This is a genomic window from Diaphorobacter aerolatus (assembly GCF_014489535.1).
In the GTDB taxonomy this organism is placed as follows: Bacteria; Pseudomonadota; Gammaproteobacteria; order Burkholderiales; family Burkholderiaceae_C; genus Diaphorobacter_A; species Diaphorobacter_A aerolatus.
In genome coordinates this window covers 1,191,214-1,211,900 of sequence record NZ_CP060783.1, presented here as the reverse complement: position 1 = coordinate 1,211,900, position 20,687 = coordinate 1,191,214, and the positions used below count along the sequence as shown (strand labels likewise).

The window sequence follows — 20,687 nt, the reverse complement described above, 5'->3', positions numbered from 1 at the left end:
AGGAACTTGCTTCGTCCGGCGGCGTCCGTAGACGAGATGGGAAGGCCTCGATCATCGTATTGGGTGAAGGTGGTTCGATTCAGCGGATCCGTGGTGCTGATGCGATTTCCGCGGTCATCGGCGGTGTATCAACAAACGCGCCGCTGGATGCTTTGAGGCCATGGTCAACGATCTGCGTTCAATCATTCGAGTGGCGCAGGGGCGCCAGGGACAGCCCAGTGCGGTGGTGCTGGATGGGCGAACGCTGCAGTCGAGTTGCGAGAGTGGCACGCGTGCCGGGTATGACGGCTACAAGCGACGCAATGGCTCCAAGTAGCACATGGCGGTAGATACGCTGGGGCACTTGCTGGCTTTGTGCATGTCACGCCAGCCAACAAGCAGGAGCGGGCGCTAGTGCAGCAGTTGTGCGCGACGCTGCAGGAGGTCACGGGTCAAAGCGTTGAGATGGCTTGGGCAGATCAAGGCTATACCGGCGAAGACGCCAAAAACCAGGCCGCAAAACAAGGCATTGATCTTAGGATCATCAAGCTGCCGAGGCTAGGAAGGGCTTTGTGCTGCTGCCCCGCCGCTGGGTGGAGCGTAGCTTTGGATGGCTCGCCCGGTTTCGCCGCCTGAGCCGAGACTACGAACGGCTACCGCAAGTACTCGCTGGGCTGTACTTCCTGATTCTTGCTCTACTCATGCTGCCCAACGCGTTGCCCTGACTTGCTTCGAGAATGAGTTCATAACACGCTTTATCTAGTCAAACATTAGCATTGTATTTGTGCCTAAAAATATCGCCGAGAGTCCGTCCCGCAAACCCTTGAAGTTCTTCGCGACTTGTATATTAATCTCTATCAATAACAAATCTCCTCTCCATATTGCATTTTCTCCGATTTCTATTTTTAGCGTGTTGGCACTGAGCAAAACAGACTTTATTCCTCCATATCCAGCAACCCCATCAGCGCAAATTTCAATGTAATACGTATCTTGACCTAGTTCGCGGTCTTTCTCCTCAATTTCAATTGATCTCTGAAGAATTATATAATCTTTTGGCTCATTTTTATCATCCGCTAGTCCAAGAGTGTGAATGCCGTTTTCAAATGAATAGTTTACCTCATTTGCAGAAAATTCGAATTTCATTTTATTTACATCCTTTAGGAGGGTTAGCTATCCACGTTTTTTGTTGCCCGTTCTCTGGCCAATTATATTGGATTGTTGCGCCTGTCTGTGCTGCGCGTGCATTCATTTTTCCTTTGCAAGATGGACATGGAGGATACTGGCCATCGATGATCATATGATCTCCAACTTCCAGTGGAACTTGAGAAGTTGCCCGAGCCTCCGTATGGGTAGCCAGACTATTCTTCGGAAATCCCAATGCTTTTTCATCTGGCGTCATGTTGCCGCTCTGAAATACGCCACATGGCTTTGAAGTGCCGTTCGCTTTCTGTACAGTAACCCGAGCAGTATGGGTCCCCTTCCCTGATCCGAAAGGCGACAACCCTAGTGGATCAATCCAATCAAGTGGATTTGGCGCGTATTGATAAAAAATATTTCCACCAAATAATCCAATGGGATCCTGACTCACGAACCGCACCCACACGAGGAAACATGACAAAAGCTACTTTGGCTACAAGCTCAGCGTGAGCGTCGATCACAAACACGGCTTCATCCGGGGCGTTGCTACGGGCACGGCCAGTGAGCACGACGGGCATCACTTCGATGAGGTACTGGATCTGCGAAACACCGGCAAAGACGTGAATGCCGACAAGGCTTACACCAGTGCACAGCGCCGTGAAATGCTGGCTGCACTGGGCTTCAACGACGGCATGCAGCGCAAAGCCCGGGCAGGCAAGCCCTTGAGTGATTGCCAAAAGCGGCGCAACCATCGAATTGCGAAAACCCGCGCGAAGGTAGAACACGTGTTTGCAGGCATTCGCCACATGGGCGGCAAGTTCGTGCGCACGATCGGACAGGTCAGAGCCGGCACGGTCATGACGCTGATGGCGGCCTGCTACAACCTCAAGCGTCTGGCTTCATTCCTTGAAAACGGGATTGATCCCTTCTTCAAATCGAAGCCCTCAAAGATACAGGCGCGTCCGCAGGCTGCATAAGCGCGGGATTTAAGGACTAAAACGCCTCAAATCGTCCGAAACTGCACTCCAGTTGGCAATTTACGCCTCTCAATCACGCTTTGCGCTACCTAACTCGCGAAATTCGGTGGTTATGAGAGGTGCCCGGCTTGCTTCGAGCGTGAGTTCATAACACGCTCTAAATGCGTTTCTTGAACAGTTCAGTTTGTTTGGCGCACCCGGGATTTGCAGATTGTACAGGGATAACTGTGTAGTGCAGCTCTTATTTTTGCTTGTGATTCTGAAATTCAAAATCATCAATCATAGAACGGAGTTTTTTTAACTCCGAATGACCAGACTCTATACCTCCCCATCCGCAATACCCTTTACTAAATAATATTCGGATTGTGATATTATTTTTCCGCGACGGAGTATTTGAATGAATTTTTTTGAATATTGCCTCCGCACCTCACTTAAAGTGAATGTTCCCGCAAGCTCCATCCTTGCATCAGCCTCGGCAACTTCTTCTGAAGTCCATTTAGAAGTCCATTCAATCGAGTCATTTAGAGACATCAGCATGCCTTTTTTCGCATTTGCTAATGATTCTTTTTCGATTTTTTCCAAAAATTGAGAGGGTGTGCCGTCGGGCGTTGTTGGATACTTTGGGGTATACCATTCAAAAAAAACATCTATGAAAATTTTTAACTTTTGATAATCTTGATCGGAAAGCATATTTTTACTCCTATTTATTGCGCCCTGCATTTTCCGCCGGGGATCGGAGGCCCTCCGAAAGCGGCATTAGCTGCCGGTATATACACAAAGTATTTATTGGGATTTAATGGACGAATGCCATTGATCTCATTTCTGGAGCTCCCACCACTCCTTCTAGCACCTCCATTCATTTCAATCATTTGCTGTTCACGACCACGTATGGCATTGGAATCAGATGAAGATCTATCCAGCTCCGGGGCAGAAAGCCTTCTTCATTTAGATCGGTTTGTTGCTTTCCTCTTTCTTCCACATTTTTTTCGGGTGAGTCATAGCCCGATGTTCGACCAGAATAGCACAGACCTTGTAATGTGTGACGACGAGTGTATGTCTGATATGTTTTCCCCTCATCATCATTTTTTCTATATTTCCGACTTAATCTATCCGCTAATTCCCTTTGTGCATCTAAAGATGGATTTGGGACACCAGGAACTGGAATTGGAGGTAATGGCACAGGGACTTGCAAGCCAGTTGGATCAATGAAATTAAGTGGTGAATTAAAAGCATAAGAGTAAGGGTTTAAGCCCCCACTCAATCCCATCGGATCTTGCTCCAAATATTTTGATAATTCTGAGTGATAATAGCGATGTCGATTGTAGATTAGGCTTGATTCAGCATCGTAAAATTGACCCGGGAGTTTTATGGGCTGATCGTCGTTTTCAATTCGGCCCTCAATAGCTTTCCCCCACGGATCTATTTGAACGCTCCAGTCGATTAGCCCTTCAGTATTGATTATTGAGATTGGTGCTCCCAAATGATCACACAGATACAAATCCAATCGTTTTTCCTGAATAGAGAACTCTGTCTCCAACATACTCATCAAAGACTCAGGCGAAATTTGCAAGGTTCGCATCCACTCAATTGAAAATGCACTAAGTTTGTCATGCCGAAGCTCCCGTTCCAGCAAGGTAAGCACAGATTGAGTCTCTCTATCCAAGCGAATACCTTGCACTTCTTGCAGTTTCTGTGCAAGAGAACGCATTGGGGGCTGTTTTTCTCCCTCCACGCGGATCATCGGCACAAAGCTGCCGGGCTCGTAGATCGTGTGAATCTGCCGGTTGTCCTTTTCCGTGAGGACTAATCTGTCCCCGTCCCAGCCGAAGAACGTCGTCTGCACGGGCCCTTGCAGGTTCCCCTCGGCATCGCCTTGCTGCACCTGCTTGACCACGCGCCTGCCGAACGGGTCGTAGTGGTAGTTCGCGCCGCGCACGGCGGTGTCGCACTCCATCTCGAAGCGGATGAGCCGGTGGTTGCTGTCGTAGTGATAGTGGTGCTGCTCGTTGCCTTCGGCCTTGTGCTTGCGCCTGAGGTTGCCCAGGCGTCGTATTCGTAGTGGAACTCGCCGTCGTCGGTGATGCGGTTGTCCATCCACTTCGCTGCCGTGCTGTGATTGTCCTTGGCGGCGTTCTCGCCCAGCGGGTTGAAGCGCTTGTCCCCATGTGCTGGCGCACGGTCTCCTCCCAGTGCTCAGGGCCTGTGGTGATCCGGGCGTTCTCGAACAGGCGGTTGCCAGCGGGGTCGAACCGGTAGTGCTGCATCGCGAGACCTGGCTGGCTCGCCGCAATCAGGCGTCCTGCCTTGTCGTAGCCGTATTCGTGCGGGCCCCTGGGGGTTTCGATGCGGGTGAGCTGGCCGGCTGCGTCGTAGTGGTGTTGGCGCTGGAGCGTGGATGGGCTCCCCTCTTCTGCGATGAGCGGGCTGTGGGTGTGCAGGTGCGACAGGCGCGAGAGTGCGTCGTAGCTGCGCGTGGTCTGCGTGGGGCCGAACCGGCGCTGGGTCTCCCGGTGCAGCTTGTCGCGCTCGAAGTCGATCACGCTGCGGCCATCGAGCACCATGCCGTGCAGGTGGCCTGGGCCGTAGGTCTGCCATTCGATGGCGGGCAAGCCCGTGTAGAAGGTCTTTGTTTCGATGCCAAGCTCGTTGAAATGAAAGTCTACACTGTGCTGCCAAACGTCGCTTCCATAGGGGCCGACGATGCTCTGGGTCTCGCGGATGATGCGGCCTAGCATGTCGCGCTCGAACCCTGCAGTGATGGTGTTGCCGCCCAGCTCGGTCACGTGCCATGCCTTCGCGAGCTGGCCGTCTTGTGTGTAGCTGAAGTGCTCCGCGGGAGCCTGATCGCTCTCGCCCATCTGGCGCTTGAGCAGCCTGCCGCCCTTGTCGTAGTGGTAGCGGCTGACGAGTCCCTCGTCATCGCTTCGAAGAAGGTCCCCCACGGCATTGAACTGGTAGTGCTGCGTGCGGCCGTCGAAGTTGACTTGTTTGGTCAGCCGGTCCATCACGTCGTATTCAAACGTGGTGTGTGCGCCGTTTTCGTTGGTCAGGCGCACCATGCGTCCCGCATCGTCGTAGTCGAACCGCTGGGTGTAGCCGCCGTAGTGATAGGCCCTGGGCTGGCCCTGGACGTCGCGCTCGAACTGCACGACGTTGCCATCGGGCGCGGTGATGCGGGCGAGATCGCCTGCTTCGTTGTACGCATAGCGGGTGGTTTGGTTCAGCGCGTTGGTGCTCGCTATGAGCCAGCCCCGAGCGTCATATTCATTTCTCGTCGAGGTGTTTTCCTCTCCAAGCGTGCCGGTAAGCTGGCCCCAATGGTCATACCGGTAACGGGTAATACTGCCGGAGCAGTCGGTATAGCTGGTGAGTTGGCCCGCGCCGTTCCAGCCGAAGAATTTCTTGCCACCACGCGCATCAATGATGGCATTCGGTTGTTCGCTGACGTTGTCAGAATACAGGTATTGGGTGACGTGTTCCAGTGAGTCGGTGACACTGGCAAGACGGCCCATCGCTTCATAGACGTACCGGTCACTCGCACCGTTGGGGCGGGTACTTTCGTCGATCTGCCCCTGCGCGTTGTAGCTGAAGCGGCTTTGCAGCCCGTCGGGTGGCGTGATGGACAGCAGCGCCCCGGTGGCTACATCGAGCTCGTATTGCGTCTCTCGACCTAGCGCGTCTATGCTGGATGTCTGCCGTCCGCTCGGATCAAAACGGCTTTGCGTGATACTGCCATCAGGGTGCTGCACCTTCACCACCCGGCGCAGTCCCGCCTCACCTTCAAAATGGTAGACCGTCTCCCGGCCAAGACTGTCGATTGTCTTCGTGGAATCCTTGGCATATTCAAAGCGGTATGACAGGGCGCCCTGTTTGGCCAGTTCGACCACCTTGCCCTGTTCGTTATAGCTGTATGTGATTTCCGGACGGCCTGCATAGACCAGTCCCGTCATGCGGCCGGGCCATTGGGGATGGTATTGAAAGCGGCGTTGCAGGCGGCCGTCGCGGCCGTAGACGGCCATGAGTTCACCGCGTGCGCTGTATTCGTATCGAACCAATGGCTCTGTAAGAGGTTCTGGCCAATGCGGGTCGTGTGTGAGATAGACGGCGGCAAGACGTGTTCCGCTGTCCTCTCCCCAGCCTTGCACGCCTGCGTTGGCGATCAGCGGGAAGTGTTTGTGTTCCATGCGGTATCGGCGACCCGTGCCGTCCTCCACCACGGTCACCACACCGTCGCCGTTGCGTCCATACCGCAGCGTGCGACCAAAACGGTCGTTCATGCCCAGCAGGAACAAGCGCTTGCCGGTAACCTCTCCCTGTGGCGGCTGCGCACCCAGAATCCACCAGGGACCCAGCGCATGGTTGGCAACGAAGAACAGGCTGCTGTTGCGGCGGTCATCGACATGCAGCCCCTGCCACGCCATGTTCAGGCGCGCCATGGGAAGCTCGGGAATTTCATCGAGGCGCTCAAGACCACCGCGCACGATCCACAGATTCTCGCTGCGGCTATAGGCGGCCTGGCCAGGGCGAGTGGTTCAAAACGAATGCTGCGTCCCTTGCTGTCATTCAGCGTGAGCAGCTCTTGCGTCTGCAACAGGCTGATTTCAGCAGGCAGCCACCAGCCCGGGCCTAACAAGCCCACGGGCGCTGGCGTGTCAGTCTGGTAACTCGAATAGTCACGGGACACCACAAAAGGCATTGCCCCGGGCAATGCGATGTCGACCTCTTCGTCCTGCACCTTCGCGCCCAGCATGGGATTGACGGGATTCGACACCTTGACGCCGCCCGGGCAGCTCGAGCACGCAATGCCGCCCTGCGAGCCGATGAGCACGGTGCGCGAACCTTGCGTGATCGGTCCGCCTTTTAAAGTCATGTCCGTCTGACGCGCTGCTGGTAACCCTGTCATTTCTCATCCTCTCTTCTGATCTTGCTTTTCTCTTTTGGTTTTTTCAGAACGTCGTCATCATCGGTACGCCCGACTTGGGCGCACTGACCGGCGCCGAAAGGGAGGCTGCCCCCATCAATCCACCGGTCATGTTCAAAGCCCCGGCGATCGCGCTGAGCTTGCCATTGCCTGCACCCATGGAGTTGGCGAGGCCGGCGACCTTGCCCGCCGCACTCAGCGCTCCCCGAGTGCCGAATTGCCGCCCCGAGCATTGCGCCTGCTGCGCCTGCCAAGCCGCCGAGGCCTCCACCGCCGCCAGCGCCCATGAGACCGCCCACGGCTCCGGCCAAGCCACCAAGGCCGCCCATGCCGCCGCCCATTCCGCCCATCCCGCCGAGGCCACCCATTCCACCCATGCCGCCCATTGCACCACCGCCAGTATCCGAGGCCACAAAGGAGTTGCCACCGGGCGGCCCGCCTGCGCCTGCGGGAGCGCCAGCCCCACCACCCGCTTCACCGCCCGCTCCATCACCAGCCCCTCCGCCTTCTCCTTCACCTTCACCGCCTCCCTCCTTGCCGTCCTCCTTGGGCGTGGCTGGCGGCGTTTTGCTCGCGCCACAGTTCCACTGCACCATGCCGGCATCGCCATTGAGTTCCTTCTCGGCCTGCAGCTCGATGTGCGCGCCCTTGAGATAAATCCCGCCATCGCTTTTGAGCACAATCTTCGCCTTGCCGCAGACCAGTTCAAAGTGATCGCCCACCGTGTGCACGGATACCTTGCCGACGTTCTCCTCCTTGCGCTCACCCACCTTGAACTCCACCTTCTTGCCGATGGTGGCGGTATAGGTCTGACCCACCATCAGGCTCTTGCTCATGCCCACCTGGCTCGCCTGCATCAGGCCTACGAGCGAGTTCATCGCCAGGCCCACATTGCGGCTGTAGGCAAAGCCGATGTTCATCATCTTGGCAATGCCGGTGTTCTCCATGTAGGTGATGCCGATGGTCTCCTTCTTGTTCTTGCCAATGTCGATGGTCTCGTTCTTCCCGACATCTTCCGTGCGGTTATCCCCAATCGAGATCTTCTCGTCGTGATCCACCCGCTCCTTGCGGTTCTGGTGAATCGTGATGGTCTCATCCAGATCCACCTCCTCGGTGCGCCACCCATGCACATTGATCTTCTCGTTGCGATCCACGATCTCCGTGCGGTCGCGGTGAATCGTGTTGAACTCATCCCGGTCGATCACCTTGCGCCGGTCGTTGCCCACCCACTTGTCCTCGTCGTGCTCGACCTCCGTGAGCTGGTCCTTCTGCGCGTGCAGCCACAACTGCTCCTCGCCCTTCTTGTCCTCAAAGCGCAGCGCGTTGGCATCGCCTGCACCGTTCTTCATGCCAGCGCCGCCCGCACCACCCAGGCTTGAATGCGTCTTGATGCCCGACTGCGTCTTGTTGGCCGGTAAGTCCCACGGCGGCATCTGCATGGCGTTGTAGACCCGGCCCGTGATGATCGGGTAGTCCGGATCACCGTTCAAAAAATCCACGATCACTTCCTGCCCGATGCGCGGGATGTGCATGGAGCCGTAGTTCGCGCCCGCCCAGGTCTGGCTCACGCGAATCCAGCAGCTCGAGTTCTCGTCGTTCTTCCCGTAGCGGTCCCAGTGGAACTGCACCTTCACGCGGCCATATGGATCGGTGTAGATTTCTTCGCCTGCGGGGCCGGTGATGACCGCGGTCTGCGGGCCCGTGGTGTGGGGCTTGGGGGTCGTGCGCTGGCTGCGATACGGGACCGATTTGGGGATGACGCTGAAGCTGATGCGGTACGTGGTCGGGCTGTCGATGCCCGCGCGCTTGGCAGCGCCCGAGCCTCCTGCGCCGTCGCTTCGGCGCACGTTCTCTTCAAAGCGGTAATACGCCGACTCGATCAGGTATTCCTTGTTCTGGTCAGCTCTTGGATATTTGCTGAAGGTGAACAGGTAGCCCGGTGCGATGTTGCGCGCATTGCCTTCGCCCTGGGCGACTTCGCGCTGGGCCTTTTGCTGCTCGATGCGCACGCGTGCGTAGTTCTCGCCGTCGCCCGCATCGGTGTAGCCACCCGGCCAGTCGTAGAGTTCGCGACTGTCCTCGGGTGGCCTGCGGGCTGCTGCTGGCGCGTCTCGAGCAAGGCCTTGGGTTTTTCGAAGTCGTAGTCATCCGATGCGAAGTGGCCGGAAGCGATATCTTCGGCAAAGCGCCAATCGTCAATGAAGTCGACGCTGTGAATGTTCGCAGCCCGGTTGCCGGGGTAATAGGAAATGGTGGCCGGTCCGTTGGGAAGAGGGCCGTGGCTTCCGATGTCATCCGCCAGCACCAGCTTGTGGCTTCCCATGCTGTGCTCAAAGAAGAAATAGCCGCCCTCGGCTTCAAGCAGGCGCGAGATGAAATTGAAATCAGTCTCGCCGTACTGGACCATATAGTCCCACGCGCGATAGCTGCCGACGAGCCGGTCATCAATGGTGAAACCGTAGGGGCCCAGCACCTCCTTGATGATGTCCGGCACCTTCTTGAACTGGAAGATCTTGAAGTCCGAGCGCCGCGTCGCATGCCAGAGCCAGGGGCGTAGCAGGGCCTCATATGCAAAATGGTCGCCGTCCTTTCCAATATAGGAAAACTGCGTCACCTGTCCCGAGAGAAATCGCTTGCCACTCCCTGCAGTTTCCGTCGTGAGATCGATCTCGATGCTCATGTCCTTGCCCAGCAAACTCCTGGCGGCAATCGACGAATTCTGGCTGATCAGACGAACCCGGTATTCAAACAATCGCGAGATCTGCTCACTGCCCTCCAATGAGCGGAATTCCAGCTCCTCGCCCAGCGGACTGTGCGCTATGAAAGTACGATTCGCCATTGAATCTTCCTCTTGTTCTCGGTTCTTAATTAATTCTAACAATAATATACAAAAGGCAAGAAAACTCAATGACAACTGTCACCGAGGAAATCCAAATTGTTAATTGATGGAAGAAATAATTTGCGCTGGAGGCAACGGCGGAACACTGAAATCCTGAAGCATTGGCATCAATTCGGAAGGTGGAGTAGCTCGCAATGACGATTCTGTGATCGCGTCATACCGGTAGCGAATGAAGACCGCCTGCTCTGCCGTGCTTTCAAACACGGTTTGCTCGTGCCTTTCCTTGAACCCTTCCCAGCAAGCAATGCCCATCTGCTCGGTGATGATCTTCCGCGCGTATTCCCACGCCAACGGCAGGATCTCTGCGTACGTTCTCGTTTGGATATGCCAGCTTCTGCGCCGCAGTTGGCCGGGGAGCTCGGCGTTGCCTACGACGATGAACAGACCGTCATGACCACGGGCGGCGATGGGATAGACGCTCAAGCGTAGATGCGCAAACTGAGGCCGCAGGGCATCAAACCAGGCGTTGAGAAGTTCGAGCTGCCGAGTCATCCGGGCCTTGTCCGCATCCGTGTTGTGCGCAACATGGGACTCAACGGGGATATGCCTTCCTGATTCGCCCCTTCATTGAGCAGCGCTGGGAACGCGGACTCTGCCGCTTGTGTCGCATTGGCGTTCACGGTCACGAACTTGTTGTCACGGTAGAGCGTGAGCAGTTCTTTTCTTGCTGCAATGGCAAGCTCCTTGGCTTTCTCTTCGCCATGCTCCTTCACCGAGAAGTACTTCTGGTGCGTGACGCCCGACGCATCCATTGTCGCCACCCAAGCCTTGAGACGTCGTCTATTGTCGTCATATCTGGCTGAGACGCCGGCCATTCCAGATTTGTTGTTGGAGCGGATTTTGACGCGCTGCTGCAGTTGGGTCAGCGGAGGAAAAATCCGAAGCAGTGCGTCCCGGTACGCCACCGCCATCGTGAACGCCGAATCACGTCCACCATACGCGTTGTCAAAGAAAGAACGGTGAAACAATCTGCCCTGTCTTTTGACGTTGACAAGCCATAGGTTTCCGGGGATTCCAGACCGACCGGATGCATCGAGGCGCACGACGCAGTACACGTTCTGGATCTATGGTCAGTCATTTGCTTGATCAATTCGCGCGCAACCAGACCCGCTGCACCAAGGTTTCATCCGTCTGGGGCTCACTCCAGGCGACGAAAAGCGCTCCGAATGCGTATTTTGGTGCCCCACAAACCCGGGAATGTTTGTGGAAAATGAAGGCCACAATTCGTTGAAGGAACTCGACATCTTGATAACAGGTAGCTTGATAGTCATAGCCTACCATGCATCCAATTGCTGAAGTCTCCCAAACGGGCCTTGCCTGACTCGCTCTTGCGCTTGAATTTCCGGTGCTTGATTGCCGCCCTGAAACCTGGGTGGCAGTCACGTTCTTCAAGGAATCTCTTCAAAGAAAGCCTTCAATCGGAAGCCAGCCAAGAAACGTCACCATCGCGCGGCTGAACCATGTGGTGTGGGGCTCCACGGTGTAGATCTGCGGTGTGGCGGTGTTCGATCCGCCTACCCATTGCAGATCGCCCGTGCCGTTAAGTTCCACGCGGTAGGACAGGCGTGGCACTTCGTTGTCCATCACGCTCACGAGTTGCTGGGCCATGGCGGGGCTGTCGATCAGAAAGCCGAGTTCGGTGTTGAGCAGCGCCGAGCGCGGATCGAAATTGAAGGAGCCGACGAAGAGGCGCTTGCCGTCCACGGCGAAGGTCTTGGCGTGCAGGCTGGCGCCGGAGCTGCCAAAGCGCTGGAAGAAATTCTTGTCGGCGGTGTCTGCATAAGCCGGCACGAGGCTGCGCATTTCGTAGAGCCGCACGCCGCGCTCGAGCAGCGCCTTGCGCCGCTTGGCGTAGCCCGCGTGCACGGCGGGGACGTCGGTGGCCTCGAAGGCATTCGTGAGGATGCGCACCTGCACCTTGTTGTCCGCGAGTTTGCCAAAGCTCTCCACGCCCGCCGCGCGTGGCACGAAATAGGCGGATACCAGGTCGAGGCTGGTTTCGATCTTGCCCAGCGCCTTTTCCAGTTGCGGCAGCAACAACTGGCCCTCTTGGCCTTGCCCAGGCCCTTGGACGGATCGTCGCTGATCATCTTCACGTGCGTCCACTCGAATGGCAGCGTGCCCTCCAGGAGCTGCGTGATGAACGGCGTCTGGTGGATGCTGTCGGTGTACTCACGGGCGCGGGGTGAGGCGAGCAGTGCCCGGGTCTTGGCGGAGAGCTGTTCCAGCTCGGCCGGTTCGGCCCGGGGCAGGATGTCTTTTGCAGGATGGGCGCTGGCGCTCGCCCAGTAGCGGTCGAAGTCGGTCGATACATCCCCGGCGATGGGTCCGATGGCGAGCACGTCGAGGTCGGTGAACAGCACGCCGTCGGTCGCACCGAAATATTCGTCGCCCACGTTGCGCCCGCCGATGATGCTGGCCTGGTTGTCGGCGGTGAATGACTTGTTGTGCATGCGGCGGTTGGCGCGGCCCAGATCCGCCAGATAGCCGACGACCTTTGGCTTGCGCAGCATGAACGGGTTGAACAACCTCACCTCGATGTTCTGGTGGCGTGCGAGCGCGGCCAGTTCGGTATCGAGACCGGACGTGCCCACGTCGTCGAGCAGCAGTCGCACGCGCACGCCACGATCCGCTGCCGTCAGCAGTTCGCCAAACAGCAGCGTGCCGGTGATGTCGTTGCGCCAGATGTAGTACTGCACGTCCAGCGTCTTGGCGGCCACGCGCGCGAGCGATGCGCGCGCGGCGAATGCGTCGTGCGGATCCTGCAGCGCGTGAACGCCGCTCAGGCCGGGATGCTCGGCCAATCGCGGACCGATGGACTGCCCGAGCGGCGTCTGCGCGGCGGCGTCGGGCGGCAGGGCCTGCGAGACGCTGCGCCCTTCCAGCGGCGGCAGGCTGCATCCGGACAGCGCCAGCAGGCACGACAGACTCAGCGACGTTAAGGCCAGGCTCTTTGCTCGCCGAGCCGGGACCGCAGCAGGCGGTGCCGGAGCCCGCAGGGCGTTGATGAGTGCGGTGACCTCAGGCATGCGCGGGCCCCGCCAGTTCCAGAAGCTGCTGCCACTGCGCCGCATCGACCGGCACGCCATGCGCCATCGAACGTGCACGTTGCTCATACCGTCGGTCACCGGGCTGGCGTTGCTGTCCGGCGTCGGCCATGGCCTGCACGAGCGTTTCGCAGCGCTGCGCGAAGTTCTGCCCACTGGTGAGCGACGGATCGATGGCGATGATCAACTGACCGGTGTAGGGCGACTGCGCGCCGGGATGCTGGCTCCAGTCGAACTCGAACGAGAAGTTGCCGCCGGTGAGCGCCGCCGCAAGCAGTTCCACCATCATCGCCAGCGCCGAGCCCTTGTGCGCGCCATGCTCGCCGCCAAAGGGCAGCAACGCACCACCTTCCAGAATTTCCTTTGGCTTCGTGGTGGGCTCGCCGTGCCTGTCCACGCCGTAGCCGATTGGCACCTCGTGTCCTGCGCGTGCGGCGATCTGGATGTCTCCATGCGCCGTCGCGCTGGTCGCCAGATCGAAGACCAGCGGATCGCCGTTCTCGCGCGGTGCCGCGAACGCAATCGGGTTGGTGCCGAACAAGGCCTTGTTGCCGCCACTCGGCACCACGCAGGCCATGCTGTTGACCATGGTGAGCGCCACCAGTCCTTCGCGCGCCAGCGGCTCGACGTCAGGCCAGAGCGCCGCGAAATGGTGCGAGCGACGAATCGCGAGCAGCGCAATGCCGTTGGCTCGCACCTTCCTGACGAAGGCCTCGTACGCGGCCCGGTAGGCGGGCTGCGCGTAACCGTTGGCTGCATCGACACTCAGAAAACCCGGCGCCTTGTCTTCGACCACCGGCACGGCCTTGCCGTCCACCCAGCCGCTCTTGAGCGTGGACACATAGCCGGGAATGCGGAACAGTCCATGACTCATGGCCCCGTCGCGCTGGGCCGCAGCACAGTTGTCGGCCAGTGCTGCGGCGACCTCGGCGCTGGTGCCATGGCGCTCGAAGATCTGGCACAGCACGGCGCGCATTTCGTCAAAGGGAATGAGGACTTGGTCGGTTGGACCCAGCGTGGGTGTAGTCATGGGTTCGAGAGTGGGTTGTCGCTGCCAGCGTGCAATCGGGGGACGGGCTTTCGTTTTTCCGAACGAAGGTGCGACCCGCTCAATCGCCCATCACCACACCCTCGCGACGCGGATCGGCACCGCCCAGCCACATCTGCTGTCCGTGGATTTCGGCGCGCGTGATGGCCTGCAGGCCGCTGGTCATGTTCATCTCACGCACCTCGGCACCGCGCTCGCGCAGGGCCGAGACGGTGGCAGGGGGAAAGCGCTGCTCTTCGAGCATGGTCGGTCCGTTGAGCGATCCGAAGTTCGGCAGATTGATGGCCTGCTGCGGCGTGAGTCCCCAGTTGAAGATGCCGTAGACCAGCTTGCTGGTGTAGTGGATGATGAGCGCGCCACCGGGGCTGCCGCCGCTCATCAGCAGCTTGCCGTCCGATTTGTCGAAGACCAGCGTGGGAGCCATCGACGAGCGCGGGCGTTTGCCCGGTTGCACACGGTTGGCGATGGGCGCGCCGCTCGCGTCCTTGGGTGCAAAGCTGAAATCGGTGAGTTCGTTGTTGAGCAGGAAGCCCTTGACCATCTGGCGCGAGCCGAACTGGTCTTCGATGGTGGTGGTCATCGCCACCGCGTTGCCCATGGCATCGACCACGCTGATGTGGCTGGTGCCGTGCTCGATCTGGTCGGGCATGGGCGCGTAGCTGGTTTTCATGCCGCCGGGTGTGCCGGGTTTGGCGATGTTCATGCTTTTTTCGCCGATCAGCTTGGCACGCTCGGCAAGGTAGGCGGAATCGGTGAGGCTTTTCCAGTTTCCGGCCGGTGCCTGCACGAAATCCGGATCGGCCACGTACTGGTTGCGGTCGGCAAATGCGAGTCGCGCCGCCTCGTTGTAGAGATACAGCCAGTCGGCCTTCGGGAGCTTGCCCTTGGGGTCGTTGGGGCCCGTGAGCCCGTCACCGAGTGGTATCGAGGTGGCGTTGGTGTTCTTGAGAATCCCAAGGATCTGCGCAACCGCGATGCCACCCGAACTCGGTGGCGGGAAGCCGCACATGTTGTAGGTGCGGGCGGCGAGCTGGTAGTCGGTGCACAGCGCCTCGCGCTTCTTGGGCTGGTAGCCCGACAGATCGGCCAGCGTCATCTGGCCGGGGTTGGTCGGATGGCTGTTGACCTTGTCGACGATGGCCTTGGCGACTTCGCCTTCGAGCAGCGCCTTGGAGCCGTTTCTGGCGATGTCGCGGAGCACCTTGGCGAGCTCCGGGTTCTTGAGCGTATGACCCACAGGCCACGGCTTGCCTGCGGCGTCGAAGAAATAGGCGCGTGCGGTGGGGTCGTTGGCCAGGTACTTTTCATTCGCGAGCAGGGTGTTGAGCCGTGCGCTCACCTTGAAGCCATCTTCAGCCAGACCGATGGCAGGCTCGAACAGTTTGGCCCAGGGCAGCTTGCCATGCTCCTTGTGCGCCAGCTCGAGCATGCGCACCACGCCGGGAACGCCCACCGAACGCCCACCGACCACGCCTTCGATGAAGGGCAGGGGCTTGCCGTCCTTGCCGATGAAGTGGTTTTCGGTGGCGGCAGCAGGGGCGACTTCGCGGCCGTCGTATGCCTCGACCTTGCTGCCAGTCGCATGCAGCAGGAATGCGCCGCCGCCGATGCCGCTCGATTGCGGCTCCACGAGCGACAACACCATCTGCACGGCGATGGCCGCATCAATCGCGCTGCCGCCCGCCTGAAGCACCTTGTAGCCGGCTTCGGTTGCCAGCGGGTTGGCTGCGGCAACGGCAAATTTGGTGGTCGCCCAACCGGGCTTTTCGGTGTAGCCGGACGAGCCTTCGGGCTGCGTGGCGGCGGGCGAGAGCTTGAGCGAGGGCGTGCCAGAGCAGGCGCTCAGCAGCAGGCTGGCAGCGGCCGCGACGGGCAGCAGGACGCGAATATCCGGTCGAAATGGCTGAGCCATGATGTCTCCTTATGCGCTGATAAACGATGGCTACATCCTAAGTGAAAACGGCGACCTTCCCCAAACCGGCGAGGTCGTGTGAACAGGCCCTAGCCCGCATGCAGCTCGTTCTTGGCAATGGCCACCTCCACATCGCGCGGCAATGCGACGCCGTTCTTCACCGCAAGAATCTCGGCCATCACGCTGACCGCGATCTCCGCCGGGGTCTTGCTGCCGATGTAGATGCCGATGGGGCCGCGCAGGCGTGCGAGGCTTTTTGGGGTCTCGCCGAAGTGTTCGATCATGCGCTCGTGGCGCGCCTGGTTGTTGCGGCGCGAGCCGATGGCGCCCACGTAGAAGGCATCGGTCTTGAGAGCTTCCAGAAGCGCCAGATCGTCGAGCTTGGGGTCGTGCGTGAGTGCCACCACGCAGCTGCGGCGATCCGGCTTGAAGGCGTTGACCACGTCATCGGGCATGTCGCTCACGACCTTGGCGGCGGCGACGCTCCATGCGCCGCGATATTCCTCGCGTGGATCGCAAACCGTGACCGCAAAGCCGCTGAACAGCGCCATCGTGGCAAGGTATTCGGTGAGCTGGCCTGCGCCGATCAGGAGCATGCGGTATTCGGGCCCGAAGGTATTGGTGAGCCGCTCGTCGGTGAGCGAGAGTTCCGTGGGCGCGGCGGCCGACGCAAGCGTGACGAGGCCATCGGACAACTGCACGACGCGCTCGACAAGCTGGCCCGACTCGAGCAAGCGCACCAGCCGCTCGAGCTGGTTGGCGTCGGGGTCATACTCCAGCAACAGTTCCAGCGTTCCGCCGCACGGCAGACCAAAGCGGTGGGCCTCGTCGGCGCTGATTCCGTATTTCACGAAACCCGGCGCTCCGCTCGGGATCGCCTGCCGACCACTCGCGTTGGCGGCAGCCGCGTTGGCATAGGCCTGCGTGTAGCGGTAGATCAGATCGTCCTCGATGCAGCCGCCCGAGACCGAACCGATCACCGCGCCGTCTTCGCACAGCGCCATGATGGAGCCGATGGGTCGCGGCGACGATCCCCAGGTGCGCACTACCGTGGCGAGCAAGGCCCGCTTGCCCGCCAGCCGCCAGTCGCGCAGTTGGCGCAGCACCATCACATCCAGATTTTCCATGAGGGCCATTTTGCTGCGAGATAAAGTCCCTCGCTGCCAGCCGATCTTGTCCCGGCGCACTTAGAATCCCGGACTGCCGAACGAGCATCTATAACGGTGATCCGCTTTGCGTGCAAAAGGGGGTGTCGGAACCTTTTCGTCCCGCCTTTGCCTCTCGAGTATTTTTCAATGAATGGAATCATTTCGCCAGCGCGGCCACACGCTCTGGTGCAGATGCTTTTTCGGATTCTTCGCCGCGAGCCACCCCCATGCGTAGCCAACACGATCTGTTCGCCGAACAGCGCCTGCAGCAAATTCAGCGTGCGCGCTCGGTAGTGTTTGACGAGCGCGAACGGCACCGCCACGCGGGCGATGCCTGTCACGCTGGTGCACTGCACCTGCGCCCGGACAGCGAGTGGATAGAGCGCTCATGGCGGCGCTGTCTTGCGCAGGGCCAACGGCCGCATCACCACGTTGAATTCGACGTCGTGACGGCGCAGTTTGCGCGCAGCGCGCAGGAGACCCAACGCGCGCTGCTGCGAGCGGCCCGTCCGGCGCTGGCGGAACTCGGTCGCACGGTCGCCAGCACGCGCTTTTTCGCGATCCTGACCGATGCGCGCGGCGTGCTGATCGATATCGCCGGTGCCATCGACGCTGCGGATCCGCGCGCCGTCGCCATCGCGCGCGTGGGCGTCAACCTGTCGGAGCGCAGCATCGGGACCTCGGCGATCAGTGCCGCGCTGTCGGAGCGGCGCGCCGTGTGGCTGCATCGCGGCGAGCATTTCTATCGAGACACCTCGGTGTACAGCTGCGCCGGTGCGCCGATCTACGGGGCTGCGGGCGAGTGCGTGGGTACGCTGTCCCTCGCGGGTGTGGAGGCGCTGGAGCGCCCCGAACTGCGGCACCTGATCGCGCGCGCCGCTCGCAACATAGAAAATGCGCTCACGCTGCAAACGCCACACCGGCTGCTGCTGCGACTGAACTGGCCGGGCCAGCTCGGCGATGGTCACCGCGACGGGCTGCTATGCCTCGATGAAGACGGCTGCGTGACTGCCGCCAACCCCGTGGCGCGCCAGATTCTCACGCAACTCGTGGCGGGACGCGGTGCAGTGCACAGCGATGAGCTGTTCGCGATACCCGTGCAGTCGCTGTTCGATGCGGCAACGCGAGCGAGGAACGGCAAGGGCGTCATGGAAGTGCCGCTATGGTCCGGGCTGCGCGTTCAGGTGCAGGCGCAGCTTGAAGGGCCGGACATGGCGTGCGCCGCGAGTCTTGCGCAGCAGCGCGGGCGCGGTGTCGGGCATTCCATGCCGCTCAAGGATGCGGAGCTTGCCATGGTGCACCGGGCAGTGGCCGATGCGCGCGGCAACGTGGCGCAGGCCGCGCGCACGCTGGGCATCAGCCGCGCCACGGTGTACCGCAAGCTCAGGCAGCGCTGACTGAGGCGGCCCGCTCAGGGCCGGTTCTGCGTGTCGCCCGCGACGGAGTCGGCATTGGCGTCAGCATCCACCTCTGCCTGTGCAAGGCTCACTGCGTTGTCGGCATCGATGCCCGCCTGGCGCAGCGCGGCCTTCTCGCCAGCGCTGGCGAACTTGCTGTGCTTGCCGACGATCGCGACCATCTGACCGTAGATGCGCGGATTGCCCGCGAGGCATTCACGTTGTTCGAGGAAGTCGGCCTCGCCCGTGAAATTGCCGACCAGGCCACCGGCCTCGGTCACCAGCAGCGAGCCTGCGGCCACATCCCAGATCGACAGGCCGGTTTCAAAGAAGGCGTCGGTGAAGCCCGCTGCCACGTAGGCCAGGTCGAGCGCGGCGGCACCGGGCGGCGCAGGCCGGCGCAGCGCTGCATCACGTCGCCCATGAGCGCCAGATAGTTCTGGAAGTTGTCGCCCGGGCGGAATGGAAAGCCCGTGGAGATCAGGCATTCGTTCATGCGCGTGCGCTTGCTCACGCGGATGCGGCGCTCGTTGAGGAACGCGCCACGGCCCTTGGTGGCGGTGAACAGGTCGTTGCGCGTGGGTCGTAGATCACGGCCTGTTCGATCTTGCCGCGCACCGCGAGAGCGATGCTGATGCAGTAGACGGGAAAGCCGTGGATGAAATTGGTGGTGCCGTCCAGCGGATCGATGATCCACACGTATTCGGACGTTTGGGAGCCATGCTCGCGGCCCGATTCCTCGGCCAGGATGCCGTGCTGCGGATAGGCCGTGAGAAGGGTTTCGATGATGGCGCGCTCGCTCGCCACGTCGACCTCGGTCACAAAATCATTGATCTGTTTCTGGGAGACGCGCACTGCCTCGACGTCGAGGGCGGCGCGGTTGATGATGGCGCCAGCGGCGCGCGCAGCCTTGATGGCCACGTTAAGCATGGGGTGCAGATTGGAGGACGACATGGATTGTGATGAGGAGCGACTCGGCGAGATTTGCCGTGTAGCGTCCGGCGATGCGGGCGCGCGAAAGGGCGAATTCTAGCGTGGTTCGCCGACTTTTGCATGCTTGTGTTTTTTTGTAAGCCAATCACCCCGTTTCTGCCGACGCCACGATTCAGTGGGTACCAATTGTGGTGATCCGGAGAAAACTTCATGTGCAAGCAACCCACCGTTCATGGTCCTGATGATTCAGTGATCTCATCCGTTCGTGCAGGCGTTTCTGCGCGTTGGCAGTCCCTCGCGCGCGCCGGGTTCGGTGTGTTGGTGGCGGGGGCGTTGCTTGCGGCCTGTTCGCCGCAGGATGGCAACGATTCCCCGGCGGCTGTCGAGGTGGACGCGCGCGGCGCGGAGCAAGTGGCGCAGATGACGCAGAAAATGGCTGCGGGTGGCGACGTCCGCAGGCGCATGGCCGAAGCGGTGCCCGCACCCGCACCTGCGCCCGCGTCGCTCACCGCGACGTCGTCACCCACGAGCGCTGACGAAGTGCAACGGTTTCTGGCCGTTCGCCATCACCTGCAGATCGAGGCACCGGCTGCCGATCTCGCGGGGCTTTGGGGCGCGGTCAAGGCGCGTTGCGAGCAGCTTGACTGTCAGGTCGAAGCATCGGCGCTGCAGCGCGAAACCTCGCATTCCGCGGGTTCGGCCTATCTGACCATGCGCGTCAATCCGCGTGATTTCGCAATGCTGACCGATGCGCTCGGCAGCACGGCCAAGGTGCTCCAGCACCAGACTTCGAGCGAAGACAAGACGGGCGAAGTGATCGACGTGGAGGCGCGAATCAAGAACCGCACCGAATACCGCGACTCCCTGCGCGAGCTGCTGCGCGAGCGCGACGTCAAGCGCAAGCTGAGCGACCTGATGGAAATCCGTGACACGCTCTCGCAGGTGCAGGCCGAGATCGATGCCGCGCAGACCCAGCGCAAGCTGCTGGAAAAGGAGACCGTCAAACAGTTCGTGCAGATGCAGTTTCAGCCCCAACGGGTCGTCCTGTCGGGTACCTACAGCCCGTGGTTGCAGACCTGGACAGGCGCATGGAATGCGCTGACCGGCAGCGCGCAGACCATGGTGATCGGCGTGGCAGCGCTGCTGCCCTGGCTGGTGGTGCTGGGCGTGTTGCTCTTGCCCGTGTGGCTGTTGCTGCGGACGTGGCGCGCACGCCGACGTGCGCGGGTGAGCGCCGCTGCCGTTGCCGCATAGCGATTCGGTCCCGCGAGTTTTCGTCAGGCGTTCAA

General features: G+C 60.2%; 13 protein-coding genes and 5 pseudogenes. 4 read left to right on the top strand and 14 right to left on the bottom strand.

The annotated features are described in order from the left end of the window. Positions 1-142: 142 nt before the first annotated feature. Positions 143-704, top strand: a pseudogene (locus H9K75_RS25450) (transposase); the annotation flags it as partial. 34 nt (positions 705-738) lie between these two features. Here the strand turns inward: H9K75_RS25450 and H9K75_RS05635 are convergent. Both H9K75_RS05635 and H9K75_RS05630 read right to left on the bottom strand, forming a co-directional pair. Next, positions 739-1,122: an Imm10 family immunity protein gene (locus H9K75_RS05635; RefSeq protein ID WP_187725077.1), complete on the bottom strand. Its 384-nt coding sequence runs from the start codon at positions 1,120-1,122 to the stop codon at positions 739-741. A 1-nt stretch (position 1,123) separates the two neighbouring features. Then, positions 1,124-1,567 carry a hypothetical protein gene (locus H9K75_RS05630; protein ID WP_226858551.1) on the bottom strand — a complete coding sequence of 148 codons (444 nt, stop codon included), beginning with the start codon at positions 1,565-1,567 and terminating at the stop codon, positions 1,124-1,126. Between the two features lie 7 nt (positions 1,568-1,574). On the opposite strand from H9K75_RS05630, the pseudogene H9K75_RS05625 reads away from it, so the two are divergent. Next, positions 1,575-2,093, top strand: a pseudogene (locus H9K75_RS05625) (transposase); the annotation flags it as partial. A gap of 318 nt (positions 2,094-2,411) precedes the next feature. Here H9K75_RS05625 and H9K75_RS05620 read toward each other — a convergent pair. The 11 genes and pseudogenes from H9K75_RS05620 to H9K75_RS05570 form a co-directional block, all read right to left on the bottom strand. Then, entirely contained in the window at positions 2,412-2,783 is a 372-nt protein-coding gene (locus H9K75_RS05620) for a hypothetical protein (RefSeq protein ID WP_187725076.1), read from the bottom strand. Positions 2,784-2,958: 175 nt separating this feature from the next. Then, positions 2,959-3,771, bottom strand: a complete 813-nt coding sequence (locus H9K75_RS05615; protein ID WP_187725075.1) for an RHS repeat-associated core domain-containing protein — start codon at positions 3,769-3,771, stop codon at positions 2,959-2,961. Further along, positions 3,749-6,574 carry an RHS repeat protein gene (locus H9K75_RS05610; RefSeq protein ID WP_187725074.1) on the bottom strand — a complete coding sequence of 942 codons (2,826 nt, stop codon included), beginning with the start codon at positions 6,572-6,574 and terminating at the stop codon, positions 3,749-3,751. Before H9K75_RS05610 ends, H9K75_RS05615 begins: the two co-directional genes overlap by 23 nt. Then, entirely contained in the window at positions 6,517-6,996 is a 480-nt protein-coding gene (locus H9K75_RS05605) for a DUF6531 domain-containing protein (protein WP_187725073.1), read from the bottom strand. Before H9K75_RS05605 ends, H9K75_RS05610 begins: the two co-directional genes overlap by 58 nt. A 599-nt stretch (positions 6,997-7,595) precedes the next feature. Beyond that, positions 7,596-9,853: pseudogene (locus H9K75_RS25715) on the bottom strand (type VI secretion system Vgr family protein); the annotation flags it as partial. Positions 9,854-9,952: 99 nt separating this feature from the next. After that, positions 9,953-10,405, bottom strand: coding sequence for a hypothetical protein (locus H9K75_RS05595; RefSeq protein WP_187725072.1), 453 nt, complete (start codon positions 10,403-10,405; stop codon positions 9,953-9,955). Beyond that, positions 10,402-10,956 (bottom strand): AP2/ERF family transcription factor, encoded by a 555-nt coding sequence (locus tag H9K75_RS05590; RefSeq protein WP_226858549.1) that lies wholly within the window; start codon positions 10,954-10,956, stop codon positions 10,402-10,404. The genes H9K75_RS05595 and H9K75_RS05590 overlap by 4 nt, the downstream gene beginning before the upstream one ends. A gap of 358 nt (positions 10,957-11,314) precedes the next feature. Beyond that, positions 11,315-12,942, bottom strand: a pseudogene (locus tag H9K75_RS05585) (phospholipase D family protein). After that, positions 12,935-13,990 (bottom strand): Ldh family oxidoreductase, encoded by a 1,056-nt coding sequence (locus tag H9K75_RS05580; RefSeq protein WP_187725070.1) that lies wholly within the window; start codon positions 13,988-13,990, stop codon positions 12,935-12,937. Before H9K75_RS05580 ends, H9K75_RS05585 begins: the two are co-directional and overlap by 8 nt. 79 nt (positions 13,991-14,069) lie before the next feature. After that, positions 14,070-15,920, bottom strand: a complete 1,851-nt coding sequence (ggt, locus tag H9K75_RS05575) for a gamma-glutamyltransferase (protein ID WP_187725069.1) — start codon at positions 15,918-15,920, stop codon at positions 14,070-14,072. Positions 15,921-16,009: 89 nt separating this feature from the next. Then, the gene (locus H9K75_RS05570; RefSeq protein WP_187725068.1) at positions 16,010-17,047 is read right to left on the bottom strand and encodes an XdhC family protein; all 1,038 of its coding nucleotides are present in this window, start codon (positions 17,045-17,047) and stop codon (positions 16,010-16,012) included. Between the two features lie 248 nt (positions 17,048-17,295). Between H9K75_RS05570 and H9K75_RS05565 the strand changes: the two genes are divergently transcribed. Further along, positions 17,296-18,465 carry a helix-turn-helix domain-containing protein gene (locus H9K75_RS05565; RefSeq protein ID WP_187725067.1) on the top strand — a complete coding sequence of 390 codons (1,170 nt, stop codon included), beginning with the start codon at positions 17,296-17,298 and terminating at the stop codon, positions 18,463-18,465. A 14-nt stretch (positions 18,466-18,479) separates the two neighbouring features. Here the strand turns inward: H9K75_RS05565 and H9K75_RS05560 are convergent. Further along, a pseudogene (locus tag H9K75_RS05560) lies at positions 18,480-19,419 on the bottom strand (inositol monophosphatase family protein). A 228-nt stretch (positions 19,420-19,647) separates the two neighbouring features. On the opposite strand from H9K75_RS05560, the gene H9K75_RS05555 reads away from it, so the two are divergent. Then, on the top strand, positions 19,648-20,652 hold the full coding sequence (locus H9K75_RS05555; protein WP_187725066.1) for a DUF4349 domain-containing protein: 1,005 nt from the start codon (positions 19,648-19,650) through the stop codon (positions 20,650-20,652). Positions 20,653-20,687: the final 35 nt, after the last annotated feature.

What these genes read in the sequence shown, in the direction of transcription:
- H9K75_RS05565 (WP_187725067.1), top strand. Translation starts at nt 17,296, where the DNA reads ATGCGTAGCCAACACGATCTGTTCGCCGAACAGCGCCTGCAGCAAATT.
- H9K75_RS05580 (WP_187725070.1), bottom strand. Translation starts at nt 13,990, where the DNA reads ATGACTACACCCACGCTGGGTCCAACCGACCAAGTCCTCATTCCCTTT.
- H9K75_RS05635 (WP_187725077.1), bottom strand. Translation starts at nt 1,122, where the DNA reads ATGAAATTCGAATTTTCTGCAAATGAGGTAAACTATTCATTTGAAAAC.
- H9K75_RS05605 (WP_187725073.1), bottom strand. Translation starts at nt 6,996, where the DNA reads ATGACAGGGTTACCAGCAGCGCGTCAGACGGACATGACTTTAAAAGGC.
- H9K75_RS05570 (WP_187725068.1), bottom strand. Translation starts at nt 17,047, where the DNA reads ATGGAAAATCTGGATGTGATGGTGCTGCGCCAACTGCGCGACTGGCGG.
- H9K75_RS05595 (WP_187725072.1), bottom strand. Translation starts at nt 10,405, where the DNA reads ATGACTCGGCAGCTCGAACTTCTCAACGCCTGGTTTGATGCCCTGCGG.
- ggt (WP_187725069.1), bottom strand. Translation starts at nt 15,920, where the DNA reads ATGGCTCAGCCATTTCGACCGGATATTCGCGTCCTGCTGCCCGTCGCG.
- H9K75_RS05620 (WP_187725076.1), bottom strand. Translation starts at nt 2,783, where the DNA reads ATGCTTTCCGATCAAGATTATCAAAAGTTAAAAATTTTCATAGATGTT.